This is a genomic window from Amycolatopsis sp. NPDC000009 (assembly GCF_055563465.1).
Genome location: NZ_JBVHDI010000005.1, coordinates 398,818 through 418,334, shown reverse-complemented (window position 1 = coordinate 418,334; position 19,517 = coordinate 398,818). Strand labels below are relative to the sequence as shown.

The window sequence follows — 19,517 nt, the reverse complement described above, 5'->3', positions numbered from 1 at the left end:
ATCGTGACCGTTGACGACACTCGCGCGAAGCCGCGTTCCAGCGTGGAGGACGTCTGGCCTCTTTCCCCGCTGCAGGAGGGAATGCTCTACCACACCGCCCTCGACGACGAGGGGCCCGACACCTACACCGTGCAGACCGTCTACGGCATCGACGGCCCGCTGGACGCCGCTCTGCTGCGGGCGACGTGGCAGGCACTCGTCGACCGGCACGCCGCGCTGCGGGCCTGTTTCCGTTACGTCAGCGGCGCGCAGATGGTGCAGGTCATCAGCCGGGACGCACAGATCCCTTGGCGCGAAACGGATCTCACCGGGTTGCCGGAGGAGATCCTCGAAAGCGAGGTCGACCGGCTGGCCGCGGACGAGCTGGCCGAGCGGCTCCGGATCGAGGTGGCGCCGCTGATGAAGCTGCACCTGATCCGGCTCGGCCCGGACCGGCACCGGCTCGTGCACACGCTGCACCACGTGCTGACCGACGGCTGGTCGATGCCGATCATCCACCGTGAACTCGCCGCGATCTACGCCGCGGGCGGGGACGCGTCCGGGCTGCCGCCCACAGTGTCCTATCGGGACTATCTCGCCTGGCTCGGCAAGCAGGACAAGGAGATCGCCCGCGCGGCCTGGCGCGAGGAGTTCGCCGGGATCGACACGCCCACCGCGGTCGCGCCCGCCGATCCCGGCCGGGTGCCGGAGATCGACACCGCGATCGTCGAGCTGTCCACGGAACTCACCGACGGGCTGGCGAATCTCGCGCGTGGCCACGACCTCACGCTGAACACCGTCGTACAGGGCGCGTGGGCCGTCGTGCTGTCACAGCTCGCCGGCCGGACCGAGGTCGTGTTCGGCGCGACCGCTTCGGGCCGCCCCGCCGAACTGGCGGGTGTCGAGTCGATGGTCGGCCAGCTGCTCAACACCCTGCCGGTGCGGGTGCGGCTCGACGGCGCGAAGCGGGCGGTCGACCTGTTCGCCGAACTGCAGCGCGACCAGTCGGCGCTCATGGCGCACCAGCATCTCGGCCTTCAGGACGTGCAGGCGGTGGTCGGACCCGGCGCGGTGTTCGACACGCTCGTCATCTACGAGAACTTCCCCCGCAAGGGACTCGGCCAGGCGCACGACGGCCTGACCCTGCGTCCGGTCAAACGGGGACGCAATTCCTCGCACTACCCGTTCACCCTGGTCACCGGTCCCGGCGAGCAGATGCCGCTCATCCTCGACTACGACCGCGGTCTGTTCGACGAAAAGGTCGCCGGATCGGTCGTCGGTGCGCTGGCCCGCGTGCTGGAGCGGCTGGTCGCCGAACCCGACGTCCTCGTCGGCCGGTTGACGCTGCTGAGCGAGGCCGAACGCGCCTTGGTGGTGGACGAATTCAACGCGACCGAGGGACCGGTACCGGGTGACTCCGTCGTCGAACTGTTCGCGCGGCAGGTGGCCGAGGCGCCCGAAGCGGTGGCGATCACCGACGCCGCGGGCGCGGATCTGACCTACGCCGCCGTCGACCGGGCCTCGAACCGGCTCGCCACGTACCTCGCCGCCCGTGGCGTCGGCCGCGGCGACCGCGTCGGCGTGGCGATGGAACGGTCGCCGGAGCTGCTCATCGCGTTCCTGGCGATCTGGAAGGCGGGAGCCGCGTACGTCCCGGTGGACGTCGAGTACCCCGCCGAGCGGATCGCGTTCGTCCTCGACGACTCCGCGGTCTCGGTCGTGGTGTGCACGCAGGCGACCAGCGGTGTCGTCCCGAAGGACACGATCGTCCTCGACGCCCCGGAAACGCGGGCCGCCATCGAAGCTTCCGCCGCCACGGCACCGGGATTCCGGCCGAGCGCGGACGATCTGGCGTACGTCATGTACACCTCCGGCTCCACCGGCCTGCCCAAGGGCGTGGGGATCCCGCACGGTGGCGTGGCGGGTCTGGCCGGCGACCAGGGCTGGCAGATCGGCCCCGGCGACGGCGTCCTGATGCACGCGACGCACGTCTTCGACCCGTCGCTGTACGCGATGTGGGTGCCGCTTTCGACGGGTGCCCGCGTCCTGCTCACCGAGCCCGGCGTGCTCGACGCGGCCGGGGTGCGGCAGGCCGTCGCCCGCGGCGCGAACTACGTCCACCTCACCGCCGGTACCTTCCGCGCGCTCGCGGAGACGTCGCCGGAATGCTTCGACGGCCTGGTCGAAATCGGCACCGGCGGCGACATCGTTCCCGCGCAGTCCGTGGAGAACCTGCGGCGGGCCCAGCCGAATCTGCGGGTGCGCAACACCTACGGGCCGACCGAGACCACCCTGTGTGCGACGTGGCTCCCGATCGAACCCGGCGACGTCGTCGGCCGGGAACTGCCCATCGGCCACCCCATGACGAACCGCCGGATCTACCTCCTCGACGCGTTCCTGAGGCCGGTCGCGCCGGGTGTGGCTGGCGAGCTGTACATCGCGGGAACGGGGCTGGCGCGCGGATATCTCGACAGCCCGGGCCTCACGTCCGAGCGCTTCGTGGCGTGCCCGTTCCTTCCGGGCGAGCGTATGTACCGCACCGGCGACCTGGCCCGCTGGACCCGCGACGGCGAGGTGGTGTTCCTCGAACGCGCCGACGACCAGGTGAAGATCCGCGGCTACCGCGTCGAACTGGGCGAGGTCGAATCCGTGCTGGCGGCCCAGCCGGGCGTGGTCGAGGCCGTCGTCATGGCGCGCGAGGACCAGCCGGGCGAGAAGCGGCTGGTCGGGTACTTCGTCTCCGACGGCGGTGACGCCGGCCCGGAGGAGATCAAGCGCCAGATGGGTCTCGTGCTGCCCGCGTACATGGTCCCGATGGCCGTCGTCGCCCTGCCCGGTCTTCCGGTCACGCCCAACGGAAAGGTCGACCGCCGGGCGCTGCCCGCTCCGGATCTCGCGGGCCGCGCGTCGGAGAAGGCGCCCGAGAGCGAGTCCGAAAAGGTGCTCTGCGAGCTGTTCGCCGAGATCCTCGGCGTCGAGAACGTGGGTGTCGACGACGCTTTCCACGACCTCGGCGGCAGTTCGGCGCTGGCGATGCGGCTCATCGCGCGGATCCGCGAGGTGATCGGCGTGGATCTGCCGATCCGGCAGCTGTTCTCCTCGCCGACGCCCGCCGGTGTCGCCAGGGCGCTCGCCGCGAAGTCCCGTCCCGCGCTGGAGCCCGCCGAGCGGCCCGAGCGGGTGCCGCTCACCGCGCGGCAGCTCCGCGCCTGGCTGCTGGCCAGCCCCGGCGAGGAGACCGCCGGACTGCACATCTCGGTCGCACTGCGCCTGCGCGGCAGGCTCGACGTGGCCGCGCTGGCGGCCGCGCTCGGCGACGTCGCGACCCGGCACGAGGTGCTGCGCACGACGTTCCCCGGAGACGCGCAGAACGTCCGGCAGCTCGTCCACGAGCCCGCGGCCATCGAGCTGACCCCGGTGCCCGCCACCGAGGAGGAGCTTCCCGGCCTGCTCGCCGGGCTGCGCGCGTCGGTCTTCGACCTCACTCGTGAGGTGCCGTGGCGCTGCGATCTGTTCGCGCTCGCGGAAAAGGAACACGTGCTGCATCTGCGGCTGCACCGGATCCTCGCCGACGACGACTCGCTCGACGTCTTCTTCCGCGACCTGGCGGCCGCTTATGGTGCCCGGCGTTCGGGCCGTGTCCCGGAGCGCGCGCCGCTGGCGCTGCAGTTCGCCGACTACGCGATCTGGGAGGAGCGGCTCCTCGCGGACGAGGACGAACAGGGCAGCCTGATCAACGAACAGGTCGCCTTCTGGCGAGACACCCTGACCGGGATCGAAGGCGAGACGGTGCTCCCGTTCGACCGGCCGCGTCCGGCCGTCCCGTCGCGGCAGGCGGGCACGGTCGCGCTGCGGCTGGGCGCCGAGCCGTACGACCGGCTGACCGAAGCGGTGGAAAGGCTTGGCGCGGAAACGATCCACGTCGTGCACGCCGGGCTCGCCATGCTGCTGAGCAAATTCGGCGCGGGCGAAGACCTCGTGATCGGGACGAAGCTGGCGCGGGACGAGGACCTCATCGACCTCGAACCGATGATCGGGCCGTTCGCCCGGCCACTCGCCCTGCGCACGGATCTCTCCGGTGACCCGACCTTCCTCGAGGTCGTCACGCGGGTGCAGGAGGCCGTCCGAGGTGCACGCCAGCAGCTGGACGTGCCGTTCGAGCGGATCGTCGACCTGCTTGACCTGCCTGCCTCGCTGTCCCGTCACCCGGTGTTCCAGGTGGGGCTGGAGGTCGACGAGGAGGACATCGGCGCGTGGGACGCGGCGGAACTGCCCGCGCTGCGCACCAGCGTCGAACCCGGCGGAATCGAGGCCACGGAACTGGATCTCGCGGTCAAGCTCACCGAGCGGCTCGACGAGGACGACAACGAGGACGGTCTCGAAGGCACGCTTCGGTATGCCGCGGACCTGTTCGACGAGGCCACGGCGGAATCGGTCGCACGGCGGCTGGTCCACGTCCTGGAGCAGGTGGCGGAGGATCCGCAGCGGCGGATCAGCGAGCTGGACCTCTTCCTCGACGAGACCGAACGCGGCCGTCCGGCGATCGCGCCGGCCCGGTGGGCGGGTGAGGTGCCTTCGGTGGTCGCGGAGCTGGGTCCGCTCGGCGCGCTGGTGCTCGACGGCCAGAAGCGACCTGTCGCCCCTGGCGTCGTCGGCGACCTCTACGTCACCGGACCGGCGGTGGACGAGGGCAAGTCCGGTGAGCCCTGCCCGTTCGGCGAGCCGGGACACCGGATGCTGAACACCGGCCTGCTCGCCCGCAAGACCCCGGCCAAGACCCTGATCGTGGTGGGGGAGCGGCGGCGCACGAGCACTTCGGTGAAGACGGGCGACTACGAGATCCTGTTGCCGCTGCAGGCGGGCGGCGACCGGCCGCCGCTGTTCTGCGTGCACGCGAGCGGCGGGCTGAGCTGGAACTACGGGCCGCTGCTGCGGCATCTTCCCGCGAACCAGCCGGTCTACGGCGTGCAGGCACGCGGCCTCGCGCGGACCGAACGGCTGCCCGAGAGCGTCGAAGAGATGGCGGCCGACTACCTCGCGCATATCCGTGCCGTGCAGCCGACCGGGCCGTATCACCTGCTCGGCTGGTCGCTCGGCGGCCGGATAGCGCAGGCGATGGCCGCGATGCTCGAAGCCGACGGGGAAGAACTCGGTCTGCTCGCGCTGCTCGACGCCTATCCCGTCTACATGGGACGGAACGCGACCGGCACGGTGACCGAAGAGGCGGCGCGCGACGAAGACGGCCTCCAGAAACGGAAACAGCAGGATCTGGAGCTGGCGGGCGGGATGGTCCAGGGCCCCGGTGCCCGGGAGCGGCTGGAAGCGGTCATGAAGAACCTCTGGAAGGTGGGGCCGCAGCACACGGCGTCGCCGTTCAACGGCGACATCCTGCTGTTCGTCGCCTCGGAGGACCGGCCGGCGCACCTGCCCGTGTCGGAGGCCGTCGCGGGCTGGAAGGACTTCACCAGCGGCACGATCGAACACCACGAGATCCCGACCAACCATTACGACATGGTGCAACCCGCGGCGTTGGTCCAGATTGGATCCATCGTCGCCGAGAAGCTCCGGCCCCGGCCGGGCGCGTGAAAGGAAAAGCGATCATGAGCAACCCCTTTGACAACGAAGACGGTTCCTTTTTCGTGCTGGTGAACGACGAGGGCCAGCACTCGCTCTGGCCGACGTTCGCCGAGGTGCCCGCGGGCTGGACCCGCGTCCACGGCGAAGCCTCGCGCCAGGAATGCCTCGCCTACGTCGAGGACAACTGGACCGACCTGCGGCCGAAGAGCCTGATCGCCGAAGTCAACGGCTGAGCGAGGGTGTCCAGCCGCTCAATCCGGGCGGTTGGACGAGCTCGGCGCCCGCTTGCGCTCGTGAGTGGTAAGGACGGTTCTAACCGTCCTTACCACTCACGAGGCGAGCAGCCGACCGCCGCCGAGGTTGCGAAAGCCACTTTCGCAACCTTCAACGTTGCGAAAGTGGCTTTCGCAACGTGCCACCCTGCCCACTCCCGGCAGCCCGCTCCCGCCCACCTCCGATGGCGACGCGCTCCGGCGCGGGTAGCGAAGGCCCGGAACGAGAAGCACGCCCAGATCCGGGCGGTTGGACGAACTCGACGCTCGTCCGGCCGGCCGGGAACATCCCTTCCGCGCGTGACGGCCGGTTGAGGCGAAAGGAACTGCCGTGTTCGAGGAGCTCAACGTCGTCAAGGGCCTGGAAATCCACCGGAGGAACCGCTTCGATCCGGGAGCCGAACTCCTCGCCCTGATGGCCGAAGGTCCCATTTCCGCCTTGGGCACCGAGGTAGACGGCGATCGGCGGACGGCGTGGCTCGCCACCGGATACGACGAGGTCCGCCAGGTCCTCAGCTCGGACAAGTTCAGCGCGCGCCTGATCTACGGGGGCACCGCGGCCGGTATCGCCTGGCCCGGCTTCCTCACCCATTACGACCCGCCGGACCACACGCGGCTGCGCCGGTTGGTCACCCCGCCGTTCACCATGCGGCGGATGAAGGACTTCCGGCCCGAGGTCGCGCAGATCGTCGAGGACGCCTTGGACACCATCGAGGACATGGGCGGTCCGGTGGATTTCGTCCCGCATTTCGGCTGGGCGATCGCCACGACGGCGACCTGTGACTTCCTCGGCATCCCACGGGACGACCAGGCGGATCTGTCCCGCACCCTGCACGCCAGCCGGACGGAGCGGACCGACAAGCGGCGCAACGCCGCCGGCAACAAGTACATGCAGTACATGAACAAGGCCGTCGCTCGCGTCCGCCGCGATCCCGGCGACGACCTCTTCGGGGTCGTGGTGCGCGAACACGGCGACGAGATCACCGACGCGGAACTGGCCGGGGTGGCAGCGTTCATCATGGGCGCCGGTGGCGACCAGGTGGCCCGCTTCCTCGCGGCGGGCGCGCTGCTGATGGCCGACTTCCCGGAGCAGTTCGACATCCTGCGGGACCAGCCGGACACGATCCCGGACTGGCTGGAGGAGCTGAACCGGTATCTCACCACCGACGAGAAGCTCCACCCGCGTATCGCGAAGGAGGACGTGACGATCGGCGGCCGCCTGGTCAAGGCCGGTGACACCGTCACGTGTTCCCTGCTCGGGGCGAACCGGGCGAAATTCCCCGCGCCGGAGGACGAATTCGACATCACCCGGGAGAAGTCGCCGCATGTCTCGTTCGGGCACGGGATCCACCACTGCCTCGGCAGGCCGCTGGCGGAGATGGTGTTCCGGGAGGCGATTCCCGCGCTGGCACGGCGTCTTCCCAAGCTGAGGCTCGCCGAGCCCGACCGCAAGCTCAAGTTCGGACCGCCACCGTTCGACGTGGAAGCCCTGCCGCTCGACTGGTAACGCCAGCAAGCCTGAGGAGAATCATGGTAGTTCCCTTGCCGCATCAGCGGATCCGGCTCGATCCGGCGCCGGAGCTCTGGGCGTTGCACCAGGAAGGCCCGCTGCACAGATACGACACGGAGACCGGGCTGAACGGCCGCAGGCAATGGTTGGTCACCGGATACGACGAGGTGCGCGAGATCCTCGCCGACGCCACCCGGTTCAGCTCGATGCGGCCGGTCGACGACGAGGCGGACCGCGCCCACCTGCCGGGGATCCTCCAGGCCTACGACCCGCCCGACCACACCCGCCTTCGCGGGACGGTGGCCGGGGCGTTCAGCGTCCGCCGGATCGAGCGTTTGCGGCCGCGGGTCGAAGAAGTCATCGAAGAGGGTCTCGACGATCTGGAGAGCATGGGTTCGCCGATCGACTTCGTCCGCTACGCCGGCTGGCCCATCCCGGCGCTCATCGCCTGCGAGTTCCTCGGTGTCCCGCGCGACGATCAGGCCGATCTGTCGCGGATGATCCGGGACAGCCGGGAGAGCCGGATCCCCAAGCAGCGGGCCCAGTCGAGCCTCGGTGTCGTCAACTACTGCGAAAAGCTCGCCGCCCGCGAACGGCGCGATCCCGGCGACGAGCTGATCGGGTTCATCGTGCGCGAGCACGGGGGCAAGGTCAGCGACGAGGAACTCTCGGGGCTCGCCGAGGCGATCCTGATCGTGGCCGTCGAGCAGATGGCCGCCCAGCTGGCGATGGCGGTGCTCCTGTTCGCGACGAACCCCGCTCAGCTCTCCTTGCTGCGCGAGCGTCCGGAACTGGTGGACAGCGCGACCGAGGAGGTCCTTCGCTTCCCGACGATCGTCGAGGCGCCTTCTCCCCGGACCGCGCTCGTCGACCTGCGGATCGCCGGCCACGAAATCCGTGCCGGTGACGTGCTGACCTGTTCGATGCTGGCGGTCAACCGCGCACTCGGGGACAAGTTCGACATCACCCGCGAGAACAGCCCGGGGCATCTCGCCTTCGGGCACGGCATCCACCACTGCGTCGGGGCTCCGCTGGCGAGGCTCGAACTGCGGGTGGCGCTGCCGATCCTGGCGCGACGGTTCCCGGCGCTGCGGCTGGCGGTCCCGGAGGAAGAACTCCGGTTCGTGGCGGGCAAACCCGCGCCGTTCAACATCGAGGAGCTCCCCGTTGAGTGGTGAGGACACGCGTCCGCTGCACATCCGCAGGCAGGATCTCGACCCGGCGGACGAACTGCGTGCCGCCGGGCCGCTGTCGAAGGTCACGGTGGGCACCGGGGCGGACGCCGAAACCATCTGGATGGCCGCGGGACACTCCGTCGTCCGCCAGGTTTTGGGCGACCACAAGCGGTTCAGCACCCGGCGCCGCTGGCATGAGCAGGACGAGGTCGGCGGACAGGGCATCTTCCGGCCGCAGGAGCTCGTCGGCAACCTGATGGACTACGACCCGCCCGAGCACACCCGGATGCGGCAGAAGCTGACCCCGGGATTCACCCTGCGGAAGATGCGGCGTATGGAGCCGTACATCGAGCAGATCGTGACGGAACGGCTCGATGTCATGGCGGACGAGGGATCCCCCGCCGACGTGATCGAGCTCGTCGCGGACGAGGTGCCGGGAGCCGTGCTGTGCGAACTGATCGGGGTGCCCCGTGACGACCGCGCCATGTTCCTCAAGCTGTGCCACGGACATCTCGACGCCTCGCTGAGCCAGCGGAGACGGGCGGCCGCCGGCGAGGCGTTCTCCCGCTACCTGCTGGCGATGATCGCCAGTAACCGCAAGGAGCCCGGGGAAGGGCTGATCGGCGCGGTCGTCGCCGAACACGGCGACGAGGCCACCGACGAGGAACTGCGGGGTTTCTGCGTTCAGGTGATGCTGGCCGGTGACGACAACATCTCCGGCATGATCGGCCTCGGCGTACTGGCTCTCCTGCGGCATCCCGAGCAGCTCGCCGCGATCCGGGGCGACGGCCCGGCGGCGGACCGGGCGGTCGACGAGCTGATCCGGTACCTCACGGTCCCGTACGCCCCGACACCGCGCACGGCCATGGAGGACGTCGCCATCGGGGACGAGATCATCAAGGAGGGCGAGACCGTGCTCTGCTCGCTCCCCATGGCGAACCGTGATCCCGCGCTGGTGACCGATCCGGACCGGCTCGATCTCACGCGGGAGCCCGCGCCGCATGTGGCGTTCGGGCACGGGATCCACCACTGTCTCGGCGCTTCGCTGGCGCGGCTCGAACTGCGCACGGTCTTCACGTTGCTGTGGCGGCGTTTTCCGGACCTGAGGCTCGCGGATCCCGCCAAGGACACCATGTTCCGCCTCACCACCCCGGCTTACGGGCTCACGAGCCTGATGGTCGAGTGGTGAGGGAAGTGGCGGTCAGGCGCTGGGTCTCGTGAGTGGCAAGGACGGTTAGAACCGTCCTTGCCACTCACGAGACGTCCATGGCGGCGCTGGACGTCCCGCCCGATCGCGGATGAAGATTGCGGCGCGGCAGACGGCCGGACCGCAGGTCACCAAAGGAGCTTCCATCGGTATGGAGCACGCAATCGACGAGGTCGCGCCGGCCGTGGAGCCGACGGCGAACTACATGATGAGGACGCACTGCGATCCGCACGAGGACATGTTCACGTTGCGGGAGAAGGGACCGTTGGTCCGGATTCTCGGCGACGCGTCCACGCAGCTCGGCAAGGGCTACGTCTGGCAGGCGCTCGGCTACGACGTCGTGCGCAAGATCCTCGGCGACCACGAGAATTTCACGACGCGCCCCCGGCTCACCGAGGCGGAAGCCGAGCGGACGACGAACGGCGAAGACGTTCCCATGGCGCCGCAGTTCGTCGGCCAGATCTCGACCTACGACCCGCCCGAGCACACGCGGCTGCGGCGGATGCTGACGCCGGAGTTCACCGTCCGGCGGATCCGGCGGCTGGAGCCCGCGATCCAGGAACTCATCGACGAACGTCTCGACGAGGTGGAGGCCGAGGGCCCACCCGCTGACGTACAAGGACTTTTCGCCGACCCGGTGGGCGGCGGTGTCCTTTGTGAACTGCTCGGCATCCCGCGCGACGACCGCAACGAGTTCATCCGCCGCATCCGGCGCAACGTCGATCTCAGCCGCGGCTTCAAGGCGAGGGCGGCCGACAGCGCGGCGTTCAACCAGTACCTGCTCGGCCTTATCACCCGCCAGCGCAAGGATCCCGACGACGGTTTCCTCGGCATGCTCGTGCGCGAACACGGCGACAACGTCACCGACGACGAGCTGAAGGGCCTGTGCACGGCGCTGCTGCTCGGCGGTGTCGAGACCGTCGCGGGGATGCTCGGCTTCGGCGTGCTCGCGCTCCTGGATCACCCGGACCAGAAGCAGATGCTCTTCGAAGGCCGGGAAGAGGCGGATCGCGTCGTCAACGAATTGCTGCGCTATCTCTCGCCCGTGCAGCAGCCGAATCCGCGGATGGCGCTCAGGGACGTCGTCGTCGGCGGGCAGCTGATCAAGGCGGGGGATTACGTCCTCTGCTCGATCCTGATGGCGAACCGGGACGAAGCGCTGACGCCGAATCCGAACGTCCTCGACGCGCGGCGCCCGCCGGTTTCGGACGTCGGTTTCGGGCACGGCATCCATTACTGCATCGGCGCCGCGGTGGCGAGGTCGGTGCTGCGTATGGCTTATCAGTCCCTGTGGCAGCGGTTCCCCGGGCTGCGCCTGGCGGTGTCCAACGACGAGGTCAAGCTCCGGAACGCGTTCATCGACTGCCCGGATCAATTGCCGGTCACCTGGTAGAGGGGAAGCGAAATGCGCGTGTTGTTGTGGGCGTGTGGCTCACGCGGGGACGTCGAACCGCTGGTGGCGCTGGCCGCGCGGTTGAAGGAATCCGGCGCCGAGGTGCGGGTGTGCGCGCCGCCGGACAGCGCGGAGCGGCTGGCCGAGATCGACGTGCCGCTGGCGCCGGTCGCCCGGCCGGACCGCGGGATGAACGACGGCGAGGGCCGGGATCCCGAACTCGCCGCCGCCGGGATCGCGGACCAGTTCGACCAGATGCCCGCCGTCGCCGAAGGCTGCGACGTCGTGGTCGCGACCGGTCTGCTGTCCGGCGCCGTCGCCGTGCGGTCCGTGGCCGAGAAGCTCGGAATCCCTTACTACTACGTCGCTTTGTGCCCCATCCACCTGCCGAGCCACCTCGATGCTCCGCAGCGGGAGATGTACAACCAGGGGGCCGACGGCCTGTTCGGTGACGCGCTCAACGCGAAGCGGGCCGAGATCGGCCTGGCGCCGGTGAACAACCTCTTCGACTACTGCTCCACCGAAAAGCCTTTGCTGGCCGCGGATCCGATCCTCGCGCCGCTGGAGCCGCGGCACGAGGCCGTGCAGACCGGCGCCTGGATCCTGCCCGACGAGCGCCCTCTTCCCGCCGACCTGGAGGCGTTCCTCGCCGCCGGACCGCCGCCGGTGTACGTCGGTTTCGGCAGCTCGTCCGGCACCGCGGACGCGGCGAAGGTGGCCATCGAGGCGATCCGCGCGAAGGGCCACCGGGTGATCCTTTCCCGTGGCTGGGCCGGTCTGGACCTTCCCGAGGACGAGGACGACTGCTTCGCCGTCGACGAGGTGAACCTGCAGGAGCTGTTCCGGAGGGTCGCCGTCTCCATCCACCACGACGGCACGGGCACGACGCATATCGCCACGCGGGCGGGCTCGCCGCAGATCATCGTGCGGTCGATCGTCGGCCAGCAGTACTACTCCGACCGGGTCGCCGAACTGGGGATCGGGGTCGCCCTCGAAGGACCGGCCCCGACGTTCGAGGCCATGTCCGCCGCGCTCACCACGGCACTGGCCCCTGAGACGCGGGCCAAGGCGATCGAGGTCGCCGGCACGATCCCCGCCGACGGGACCACCGTGGCCGTGGACCTGCTGCGCGACGCGGTCAGCCGCGAAAAGCCGTCGGTTCCCGCCTGAACTGAAAGAACGGGGAATTACGTGAAGCGCGTGTTGCTGGCGACATCCGGAAGCCGAGGAGACGTCGAGCCGCTGGTGGCGTTGGCCGTGCGGCTGCGGGAGGCGGGCGCCGAGGTGCGGATGGCCGCGCCGCCGGACTCCTCCGAACGGCTGGCCGAGGTGGGTGTCCCGCTGGTGCCGGTCGGCCAGTCGACCCGCACCGCGATCAGGGGGGCGAAGCCGCCGTCCCCCGAGGACGGGCCGCGGCTTTCGGCCGAGGCGATGGCCGTCCAGTTCGCCGAGGTCCCGGCGGCCGCCGAGGGCTGCGACGTCGTGGTGACGACCGGGATGCTGGCCACCGCGGTCGCCGTCCGGTCGGTGGCGGAGAAGCTCGGAATCCCGTACTACTACGGCTTTTACTGCCCGCGCTTCATCCCGTCGCCGCATTACGCGCCGCCGCCCCCGCTCGGCGAGCCGCCCGCGCCGGAAGGGACCGACAACCGGGCGCTGTGGGAGCGCAACAGCCGGAGCGCGCTCAACCGCTTCGGCGAGCCGCTCAACAGCCAGCGGGCCGCGATCGGCCTTCCGCCGGTCGAGGACATCTTCGGGTACGGCTTCACCGATCACCCGCTGCTGGCGGCCGACGCGTCCCTCGCCCCGCGCCAGCCGACGGATCTCGACGTCGTCCAGACCGGCGCTTGGACACTGCCCGACCAGCGGCCGCTTGCCCCGGAGCTGGAGGCGTTCCTCGCCGCCGGCCCGCCGCCGGTGTACGTCGGTTTCGGCAGCATGCGCGCCCCCGACGAGGCCGCCAAGGTCGCCATCGAGGCGGTGCGGGCCCACGGCCGCCGTGTGATCATTTCCCGTGGCTGGGCCGATCTCGCGCTGATCGACGACCGGAGCGACTGCTTCGCGGCGGGGGAGGGCAACCAGCAGCTGCTGTTCGGCCGGGTAGCCGCCGCCGTCCATCACGGCGGCGCGGGCACGACGACCACGGCCACCCGGGCGGGTGTCCCGCAGGTCGTGGTCCCGCAGATCGCGGACCAGCCGTACTTCGCCGGCCGGGTGGCCGAACTGGGCATCGGCGTGGCGCATGACGGCCCCACCCCGACCTTCGAGTCCCTGTCCGCCGCGCTCGAAACGGCACTCGCCCCGGAGACCCGGGAGCGGGCGACCGCCGTGGCGGGCACGGTCCGCACCGACGGGGCAGCCGTGGCCGCGAAATTCCTCCTCGACGCGGTCGACCGCGTTTCCGTCTGAAGCCAGGGGTACGAGATGCGTGTGTTGTTGTCGACGACCGGACTCCGCGGAGACGTCGAGCCGGTGGTCGCGTTGGCGGTGCGGTTGCGGGAACTCGGCACCGAGGTGCGGGTGTGCGCGCCGCCGGACACCGGGGAGCGGCTGGCCGAATTCGCCGTCCCGTTCGTCCCGGTCGGGCAGTCGTTGCAGGCCATGATGCGGGGGATGACGGAGGGGCCGGAGCCCCGGCGCCCCGCCGACGAGCTCGCCGAGCAGTTCGACGGGGTCCCGGCGGCCGCCGAGGGCTGTGACGTGGTGCTGGCGACCGGCGTCCTGTCCGCCGCCATCGGTGTGCGGTCGGTGGCGGAAAGCCTGGGCATCCCGTACTTCTACGCCGCCTACTGCCCGATCTACCTGCCGTCGCCGTACTACCCGCCACCTCTGTCGCGGGGCGACGGACGGCCGCCGGAGGAGGCGATGGACGACAACCGGGCGCTGTGGGACTTCTACAACGAGGTCTTCTCCCGGCGGTACTCGGACGCGCTCAACGGCCGTCGCGCGGCGCTCGGCCTGCCGCCGGTGGAGAACCTCGTCCGGTACGGGTTCACCGAGCGGCCCTGGATGGCGGCGGATCCGGTGCTGGCCCCGCCCCGGCCCGAACTCGGTGCCGTGCAGACCGGCGCGTGGATCCTGCCCGACGAACGGCCCCTTCCCGGCGACCTGGAGGCGTTCCTCGCCGCCGGTCCGCCGCCGGTGTACGTCGGTTTCGGCAGTACGCCCGAAATCGCGGACACGGTGAAGCTGGCCGTCGAGGCGATCCGCGCGCAGGGGCATCGGGTGGTCCTCTCGCGGGGATGGGCGGATATGGCCCTCCCTGACGACGGAGCCGACTGCTTCGCCGTCGGAGAGGTGAATCTCCAGGCGCTGTTCGCCCGTGTCGCCGCCGTCGTCCACCACGCCGGCGGTGGCACGACCACCGTGGCCGCGCGGGCGGGTGTTCCGCAGGTCGTGCTGCCGCAGATCACCGACCAGCCGTACTTCGCCGAGCAGGTGGCCGCGCTGGGCATCGGCGTGGCGTTCGAGGAATTCGGCCCGGCGCCGACCTTCGATTCGTTGTCCGCCGCGCTCGCCACGGCGCTGTCCCCGGAGACCCGGGCACGCGCGAAAGCCGTCGCGAGCACGCTCCGCACCGACGGGAGCACCGTCGCCGCCGAGCGGCTGCGCGCCGCCGTCGGCCGCGTTTCCGTTTGACCATCAACCGACCAGGGTGAGGAAAATGTCCGATCTGGCTGCAGCACCGCACGAGAACCGGCAGATGGCGCAGTGGTTCGGCGCCGACGCCGAACGGTACGACCGCGCCCGGCCCACCTACCCCGAAGCCCTGGTCGACCGGGTCGTCTCGATGAGCCCCGGCAAGAACTTCGTGGACGTCGGCTGCGGCACCGGCCTTTCGTCCCGGCCGTTCCAGGCCGCCGGGTGCACGGTGCTCGGCGTCGAGCCGGACGCGCGGATGGCGGAGGTCGCCCGCAGGCGCGGGCTCGACGTCGAGGTCGCCAAGTTCGAGGACTGGGACCCGGCAGGCCGCACCTTCGACGCGGTCACCTCGGGGACCGCCTGGCACTGGGTGGACCCGTTCGCGGGCGCGGCCAAGGTGGCGGAGGTGCTCGCCCCGCATGGCCTGATCGCGTTGTTCGACAACGGTTTCGAACTCCCGGAGGCCGTCATGGCGGCGCAGGGGGAGGCGTACCGGCACGCCATGCCGGACGTGAAGTTCGAGCCTCCGTCCAAAAAGGACGAAGACGTCGAAGAGTACGTCGAGCAGATCTACGCCAAGCAGTACGTGAAGGCGGCGGAAGGCATCCTCCGGACCGGCGCGTTCAGCCAGCCGGAGGAGCTGCGGTTCGAGTGGTCGCGTGTCTGCACCCGGGACGAATGGCTGGACCAGATCCCGACGCAGGGCGGCCTCAACCACCTCGCGGAGGACGCGCGCGTCCGGTTCCTGGCGTATCTCGGCTCGGCCATCGACGAGATCGGTGGGTCGTTCACCATCAACTACGCCACGGTCGGCATCGCCGCGGTCCGGCGCTGAAACACACCAGGGGATACGAAATGCGCGTGTTGTTTTGGTCGTACGGAACCCGCGGCGAGGTCGAACCGCTGGTGGCACTGGCGCTGCGGTTGCGCGAACTGGGCGACGAGGTGCGGATGTGCGCGCCGCCCGACTACACCGGGCGGCTGGCCGAGGTCGGCGTGCCGCACGTCCTGGTCGGCAAGCCGGTGCTCGAAGAAGCGGGCGCGCTGGGCGGCCCGCCCGAATCGCCCGAGGCCGCGATCGCGGGGATCGCCGAGCAGTTCGACAAGATCCCGGCGGCCGCCGAAGGCTGTGACGCGGTGGTGGCGACCGGTCTGCTGTCGGGCGCGATCGGTGTCCGTTCGGTGGCCGAGAAACTGGGCATTCCGTACTTCTACGTCGTCCCCTCGCCGGCGCTCGTGCCGTCGCCCGAACACCGGGGCATGTACAACGACGGCGCCGACGGGATGTTCGGCGGCGCGCTCAACGAGCTCCGGGCTTCGATCGGCCTCCCGCCGGTGAAGGACCTGTACGACTTCAGCACCACCGACAAGCCCTTGCTGGCGGCGGATCCGCTCCTGGCACCCACGGCCGACGGCGTCCGGACCGGCGCGTGGATCCACCCCGACGATCGGCCGCTCTCCGCCGAGCTGGAAGCGTTTCTCGCGGCCGGTGCGCCGCCGGTGTACGTCGGGTTCGGCTGTTCGCCCGCTCCCGCCGACATCGCCAAGGTGGCCGTCGAGGCGATCCGCGCCCAGGGGCGCCGGGTGGTCCTTTCCCACGGTTGGGCCGGTTTGACGCTGCCCGACGACGGCGCCGACTGCCTCGCCGTCGGTGAGGAAAACCTGCAGGCGCTGTTCGGCCGAGTGGCCGCCGCGGTCCACCATGGTGGCACCGGCACGACGCATGTGGCGGCACTGGCGGGTGTCCCGCAGGTCGTGGTCCCGCAGATCGCGGACCACCCGCATTTCGCCGCCAAGGTGGCCGAACTCGGTATCGGCGTGGCGCACGACGGCCCGAACCCGACGGTCGAATCCTTGTCCGCCGCGCTCGTCACCGCGCTGTCCCCGGAACCCTCCGCCCGCGCGAAATCCGTCGCCGGAACGATCCGCACCGACGGGACGACGGTGGCCGCGGACCTCGTGCGCGCCGCGGTCGTGCGTTGAGCTCGTGAGTGGTAAGGACGGTTAGAACCGTCCTTACCACTCACGAGGCCCGGGCACTGTCCAGACTCACCCGTTGAAGCGCGACAAGGCGGTAACCAAAATCAGCACCATGCTTCCACGCCCCGGCGAGACCCGGCTGCTGGCGATCTCCCCGCATTTGGACGACGCGGTCCTTTCTCTCGGCGCGACCCTCGCCCAAGCGGCGGGGGACGGCGCGGAGGTGCTCGTCAACACGGTCTTCGCCGGAACGGCCCCGCCTCCCTATTCCGCGGCGGCGGAACGAATGCACGCGGTCTGGGGACTTTCCCCGGAGGACGACGCGCCGCTGCATCGCCGCAACGAGGACATCGCCGCGCTCGCCCACTTGGGGCTGGCGTACCGGCACGGCCGGTTCCTCGACTCCATCTACCGCAGGCTGCCGGACGGCCGATGGCTCACCGATCACGTGGAGGGCGGGCAAAAGCTCGCGGTGGCCCAGGATTCGCCGGGGGACGACGGCCTCGTCGCCGAGATCAAGGAAGACATCGAGGCGATCGTCGCCGAGTTCGAGCCGACGCTGATCCTCACGTGCGCGGCCGTCGTCGACCATCCCGACAATCTGGCCACCCGTGACGCCGCCCTGGCGGCGTCCTCCGCCGCGCGCGCGAAGAACGTTCCGATCCGGCTGTGGGAAGACCTTCCCTATTCGATGTTCAAACCGGGAAAGATCGAACTTCCCGCCGGTTTCCGGCTCGGCACTTCCGAATTCGAGTCCGCGAAGACGGAGACTTGGAAACGGAAACGTGAAGCCGTCGAGTGCTATTCTTCCCAGCTGACGATGCTCAACGGCAGGAACAAGAACTTGTTCGCAAGGCTGGACGAGCACGCGCGGAAGAATTCGCCGCGGGGCGGATTCGGCGAAACCACCTGGCCCGTTCTCCTCGACGACAACAACGGTTAAGCGAGGTACCGGAGTGTCCGCAACACTCACCCATCTGCCGTCACCGTCACTGGACCCCGCGCCCGAGGGTGTGCGCGGCCGCTGGGCATTCTGGCGCTCACCCGCCGATCAGCCGCGGTGGGCCCGGCCGGCGCTGCTGGGCATCGCCTTCGTGGCCTTGGTGCTCTACGCCTGGAACCTGCCGAGGGTCGACTTCGCGCCGTTGTACTCGGACACGGCCAAGAGCATGTCCGAGAGCTGGAAGGCGTTCTTCTACGGCACCGTCGACCCGGGAGCGACGTACACGCTCGACAAACTCGCGGGATCGTTCGCGCCGCAGGCCATCTCGGCGAAGATCTTCGGCTACCACGAATGGTCGCTGGCACTGCCGCAGGTGATCGAGGGCGTGATCTCGGTACTCGTGCTGTACCGGGTCGTGCGCCGCTGGGCGGGTGTGGTGCCGGGTCTGCTCGCCGCCGGTATCTTCACCCTCACCCCGGTCCTCGCGTCCATGTTCGGGCACAGCATGCAGGACGGCCTGCTCACCATGTGCCTGGTGCTGGCCGTCGACGCCTATCAGCGCGCCGTGCTCGAGGCGCGGCTCCGGTCGCTGGTCTGGGCCGGTGTCTGGGTCGGCATCGGCTTCCAGGCGAAAATGGTGCAGGCGTGGATGATCCTGCCCGCGCTGGCGATCGGCTACCTGCTCACCGCCCCGGTCGAGCTGCGCCGCCGGATGAAGCATCTGGCGCTCGCCGGCGTGGTGACGCTGGCGGTGTCGCTGTCGTGGATCGCGCTCTACACCTTCACTCCGGACAGTTCGCGGCCGCATATCAGCGGCACCACGAACAACAGCGCGTTCGCCATGGTGTTCGGCTACAACGGTCTCGGCCGGGTCGGCGTCCACCTGCCCGGCGCCGAGGACCCCAACGGCCGCGGTGGCCTTCCGTCGCTGGGCCCGGGCGGTCCCGGCGGCGGTCCAGGCGACTTCCCCGGTGGGCCTGGAGGCCCCGAGGGCGGCCCGGGTGACGGTCCTGGGGGTGGCCCCGGCGATCCGCAAGGCCCCGGCGGCGGTCAGGGCCTGGACGAGAACGGGAATTTCGGGACCAAGCACCAGGACGAACAGAACGGGGACTTCGGTCCGAAGGCCGAAGGCGGCCAGCCCCTCGGTCCTGGCGGCCCGCAGCCGGATCCGTCCAAAATGGAGACACGAGCGGATCCGATGGGGGCGACCAAACTGCTCGACGGTCACCTCGGCGTCGCGATCGCCTGGCTGTTCCCGCTCGCCCTGCTGTCCCTGCTGTGCGGGCTCTGGTGGTGGCGCCGCGCCGAGCGGACCGATCCCGTGCGCGGCGGGCTGGTGATGTGGGGCGTCTGGCTGGTGACTTTCCTCTTCGTCTTCAGTGCGAGCGCTGTCGCGCACACCGCGTACGTGGCGTCTCTCGCTCCCGCCATCGCGGCCCTTTCGGGGCTCGGCATCGTCACCTTCTGGCGGGCGTACCGTGCGGGTGGCAGGCAGGGCTGGATCCTGCCGATCGCCATCGCGGCGGAGCTGGCTTGGGGCGCCTGGCTGTGGTCCCATTACCCGAACTTCCTGCCGTGGGCGAAATGGGGCACGCTGGTGCTCGGGGTGGCCGCCCTCGTCGTGCTGATCGTGGCCCGAATGCGTGAGCACGCCCCGAAATCGCTGGTCACCGCGGCCCTCGCCCTCGGTGTCGCGGCGATGATCGCCGCGCCGGCCACCTATGCCTTCTCCGTACTCCATCCCGATTACTCCGGCAGCTCTTTCGACGCCAATGCCGGGCCGGCGTCCGGCTCGTTCTGAGGCGGGCCGGTGTCGTTCTCAACGTCTGCGGAAGTCTC

Annotated in this window: 13 protein-coding genes; all 13 read left to right on the top strand. The window is 70.1% G+C overall.

The window, feature by feature from the left end:
- Positions 1–3 precede the first annotated feature (3 nt).
- Positions 4–5,565 carry an amino acid adenylation domain-containing protein gene (locus ACZ3HL_RS17840; protein ID WP_465532144.1) on the top strand — a complete coding sequence of 1,854 codons (5,562 nt, stop codon included), beginning with the start codon at positions 4–6 and terminating at the stop codon, positions 5,563–5,565.
- A gap of 14 nt (positions 5,566–5,579) precedes the next feature.
- A complete protein-coding gene (locus ACZ3HL_RS17835; protein ID WP_465532142.1) occupies positions 5,580–5,789 on the top strand; it encodes an MbtH family protein in 210 nt (69 codons plus the stop codon).
- A 370-nt stretch (positions 5,790–6,159) separates the two neighbouring features.
- Positions 6,160–7,335 (top strand): cytochrome P450, encoded by a 1,176-nt coding sequence (locus ACZ3HL_RS17830; protein WP_465532140.1) that lies wholly within the window; start codon positions 6,160–6,162, stop codon positions 7,333–7,335.
- A gap of 23 nt (positions 7,336–7,358) precedes the next feature.
- On the top strand, positions 7,359–8,516 hold the full coding sequence (locus tag ACZ3HL_RS17825; RefSeq protein ID WP_465532138.1) for a cytochrome P450: 1,158 nt from the start codon (positions 7,359–7,361) through the stop codon (positions 8,514–8,516).
- Entirely contained in the window at positions 8,506–9,702 is a 1,197-nt protein-coding gene (locus tag ACZ3HL_RS17820; RefSeq protein ID WP_465532136.1) for a cytochrome P450, read from the top strand. The genes ACZ3HL_RS17825 and ACZ3HL_RS17820 overlap by 11 nt, the downstream gene beginning before the upstream one ends.
- A gap of 169 nt (positions 9,703–9,871) precedes the next feature.
- The gene (locus ACZ3HL_RS17815; RefSeq protein ID WP_465419843.1) at positions 9,872–11,113 is read left to right on the top strand and encodes a cytochrome P450; all 1,242 of its coding nucleotides are present in this window, start codon (positions 9,872–9,874) and stop codon (positions 11,111–11,113) included.
- Between the two features lie 12 nt (positions 11,114–11,125).
- The gene (locus ACZ3HL_RS17810) at positions 11,126–12,283 is read left to right on the top strand and encodes a glycosyltransferase (protein ID WP_465532134.1); all 1,158 of its coding nucleotides are present in this window, start codon (positions 11,126–11,128) and stop codon (positions 12,281–12,283) included.
- A gap of 21 nt (positions 12,284–12,304) precedes the next feature.
- Complete coding sequence (locus ACZ3HL_RS17805; RefSeq protein WP_465532132.1) at positions 12,305–13,522, top strand: glycosyltransferase; 1,218 nt, start codon at positions 12,305–12,307, stop codon at positions 13,520–13,522.
- A gap of 15 nt (positions 13,523–13,537) precedes the next feature.
- Positions 13,538–14,752, top strand: a complete 1,215-nt coding sequence (locus tag ACZ3HL_RS17800; RefSeq protein WP_465532130.1) for a glycosyltransferase — start codon at positions 13,538–13,540, stop codon at positions 14,750–14,752.
- Between the two features lie 25 nt (positions 14,753–14,777).
- Entirely contained in the window at positions 14,778–15,590 is an 813-nt protein-coding gene (locus ACZ3HL_RS17795; RefSeq protein ID WP_465532128.1) for a class I SAM-dependent methyltransferase, read from the top strand.
- 20 nt (positions 15,591–15,610) lie between these two features.
- Positions 15,611–16,738 (top strand): glycosyltransferase, encoded by a 1,128-nt coding sequence (locus ACZ3HL_RS17790; protein WP_465532126.1) that lies wholly within the window; start codon positions 15,611–15,613, stop codon positions 16,736–16,738.
- A gap of 109 nt (positions 16,739–16,847) precedes the next feature.
- Positions 16,848–17,678 (top strand): PIG-L deacetylase family protein, encoded by an 831-nt coding sequence (locus ACZ3HL_RS17785; protein ID WP_465532124.1) that lies wholly within the window; start codon positions 16,848–16,850, stop codon positions 17,676–17,678.
- Between the two features lie 13 nt (positions 17,679–17,691).
- Positions 17,692–19,479, top strand: a complete 1,788-nt coding sequence (locus tag ACZ3HL_RS17780) for an ArnT family glycosyltransferase (protein WP_465532122.1) — start codon at positions 17,692–17,694, stop codon at positions 19,477–19,479.
- Positions 19,480–19,517 lie beyond the last annotated feature (38 nt).

Excerpts from the sequence above, each read along its gene's own strand:
- ACZ3HL_RS17835 (WP_465532142.1), top strand. The coding sequence starts at position 5,580 with ATGAGCAACCCCTTTGACAACGAAGACGGTTCCTTTTTCGTGCTGGTG.
- ACZ3HL_RS17795 (WP_465532128.1), top strand. The coding sequence starts at position 14,778 with ATGTCCGATCTGGCTGCAGCACCGCACGAGAACCGGCAGATGGCGCAG.
- ACZ3HL_RS17800 (WP_465532130.1), top strand. The coding sequence starts at position 13,538 with ATGCGTGTGTTGTTGTCGACGACCGGACTCCGCGGAGACGTCGAGCCG.
- ACZ3HL_RS17815 (WP_465419843.1), top strand. The coding sequence starts at position 9,872 with ATGGAGCACGCAATCGACGAGGTCGCGCCGGCCGTGGAGCCGACGGCG.
- ACZ3HL_RS17810 (WP_465532134.1), top strand. The coding sequence starts at position 11,126 with ATGCGCGTGTTGTTGTGGGCGTGTGGCTCACGCGGGGACGTCGAACCG.
- ACZ3HL_RS17825 (WP_465532138.1), top strand. The coding sequence starts at position 7,359 with ATGGTAGTTCCCTTGCCGCATCAGCGGATCCGGCTCGATCCGGCGCCG.
- ACZ3HL_RS17790 (WP_465532126.1), top strand. The coding sequence starts at position 15,611 with ATGCGCGTGTTGTTTTGGTCGTACGGAACCCGCGGCGAGGTCGAACCG.
- ACZ3HL_RS17785 (WP_465532124.1), top strand. The coding sequence starts at position 16,848 with ATGCTTCCACGCCCCGGCGAGACCCGGCTGCTGGCGATCTCCCCGCAT.